This window comes from Methylobacterium sp. CCH5-D2 (genome assembly GCF_001556475.1).
GTDB lineage: Bacteria > Pseudomonadota > Alphaproteobacteria > Rhizobiales > Beijerinckiaceae > Methylobacterium > Methylobacterium hispanicum.
In genome coordinates this window covers 1-2,103 of record NZ_LSIX01000774.1, presented here as the reverse complement: position 1 = coordinate 2,103, position 2,103 = coordinate 1, and the positions used below count along the sequence as shown (strand labels likewise).

General features: G+C 73.6%; 2 protein-coding genes and 1 pseudogene. All 3 read left to right on the top strand.

Annotation, left to right across the window (positions count from 1 at the left end):
* Positions 1–221: pseudogene (locus AX737_RS34675) on the top strand (ABC transporter); the annotation flags it as partial.
* 35 nt (positions 222–256) lie between these two features.
* The gene (locus AX737_RS20680) at positions 257–1,081 is read left to right on the top strand and encodes a metal ABC transporter permease (protein WP_082773180.1); all 825 of its coding nucleotides are present in this window, start codon (positions 257–259) and stop codon (positions 1,079–1,081) included.
* Positions 1,082–1,154: 73 nt separating this feature from the next.
* Positions 1,155–2,103, top strand: a 949-nt coding sequence (locus AX737_RS20675; protein WP_066924526.1) for a phosphatase domain-containing protein, incomplete at its 3' end; no start/stop codon positions are given.

The window sequence follows — 2,103 nt, the reverse complement described above, 5'->3', positions numbered from 1 at the left end:
TGACCCCCCAGAACCTCGCCCGCGCCGCCCGCCTCTCCGAGGCCTGGGACGAGGCGGCGGGGGTGTGCGCGCGCGGCCACGACCACGCTCCGGCGCATCCGGACCCCGCGCAGGCGCACGGCCACGAGCGCGCCCACGCCCACACCCACGCGCACGGCCACGCGCACGGCCACGAGCACGGCCACGAACAGGCCGGCCACGGGCACGGGAGCGCGGCGTGAGCGACCTTCTCGCCCCCTTCCTCGAGTTCGGCTTCATGCGCCGGGCGCTGGTCGGCTGCCTCGCGCTCTCGCTCTCGGCGCCCCCGCTCGGCGTGTTCCTGATGCTGCGGCGCATGAGCCTGATGAGCGAGGCGATGAGCCACGCGATCCTGCCCGGGGCGGCGGTGGGCTTCCTCGTGGCCGGCCTGTCGCTGCCCGCGATGACGCTGGGCGGCCTCGCGGCGGGCCTGGCGGTGGCGCTGCTCGCGGGGTTCGTCACCCGCTCGACGGTGCTGCGCGAGGATGCGAGTCTGGCCGCCTTCTACCTGATCTCGCTGGCGGCCGGCGTCCTCCTCGTGTCGCTGCGCGGCTCGCAGATCGACCTCCTGCACATCCTGTTCGGCACGGTGCTGGCGCTCGACGACCCGGCCCTGTGGCTGCTCGGCGGGATCAGCTCGCTCACGCTCTTCGCGCTGGCCCTGCTCTACCGGCCGCTGGTGATGGAGTGCGTCGATCCGCTCTTCCTGCGCACAGTCAGCCGGGCGGGCGGGCCGGCGCACTACGCCTTCCTGGGGCTGGTGGTGGTGAACCTCGTGGCCGGCTTCCAGGCGCTCGGCACCCTGCTCGCCGTCGGGCTGATGCTGCTGCCGGCCATCGCCGCGCGGTTCTGGGCGCGGGGCCTGAGCGGCCTGATCCCGGTCTCGATGCTGGTGGGCGCCCTGTCGAGCGTGATCGGGCTCGCCCTCTCCTACCGCTTCGACCTGCCGAGCGGCCCGGCCATCGTGCTGGCGGCGGGCGCGCTCTACGCGGTCTCGCTGGTGGCCGGCCCGCGCGGCGGCCTCGCCTGGCGCCTCGTGCGGGCGCGGCATCTCGAGGCCTGATCTCCACGGCGTTTCGAAGCGCGGGCGAACTTTCGGGCCTCTCGGATCATATGATTCCGTCGAGGAGAGCGGGATGGCGCGGTCGAGGCTCTACAAGGTCACCCGGGGCACGCTGCGGCTGCTGTCGCGCCCGGTGCGGCGGGCACAAGGGCGGGGCGGCATCGTGCTGGAGCCCTATCGCGGCTACGGCTCCCGGGAGGAGATCTTCCTGATCGGCCGGGTCTTCCGGCAGTCGCGTCCGAACCCGGACGCCGACCGCGACTCGCTCGCCGACCTCTGGCGCGACGTCGCCCGCCGCATCGCCCGGCGCGCGGTCAAGGGCGCGCCCGTCACCGCCCGCTTCGGCGGCACCGAGCAGCGCGTCGCCACCGACCGCGACGGCTATTTCCGCGTGCACCTGAGCCCGCGCGCGATGCCCGACTGCGACGGGCCCTGGCACGTGGTCGATCTGACGCTCGAGGCCGACCCGCCGGTCGAGGCGCGGGGAGAGATCTACGTGCCCCCGCCGCGTGCGCGCTTCGCGGTGATCAGCGACATCGACGACACGGTGATGCACACGGGCGTCGCCAACAAGCTGGTGATGCTCTGGCGCCTCTTCGTGGAGGATGCCGAGAGCCGCGTCGCCTTCCCGGGGGTCGCCACGCTCTACCGGGCGCTCCACGACGGGCGGGCGGGCGAGCGCAACCCGATGCTCTACGTCTCGCGCGCGCCCTGGGGCCTCTACGAGGTGCTGAGCGCGTTCTTCGCCCGCCACGCGATTCCCGCCGGGCCGGTGCTGTTCCTGCGCGAGTGGGGCCTGTCCTGGACGCACCCGCTGCCGCGCCGGGCCGAGGACCACAAGCGCATCCTCATCGGCAACATGCTGGCGCTCTACCGCGACCTGCCCTTCGTGCTGATCGGCGACAGCGGCCAGCACGACCCGGAGGTCTACGCGCAGGTGGTGGCCGAGCATCCGGGCCGGGTGCGGGCGATCTACATCCGCAACATCTCGGCGGATGCCGACCGCATCGCCGAGATCGAGG

Excerpts from the sequence above, each read along its gene's own strand:
- AX737_RS20680 (WP_082773180.1), top strand. The coding sequence starts at position 257 with ATGCGCCGGGCGCTGGTCGGCTGCCTCGCGCTCTCGCTCTCGGCGCCC.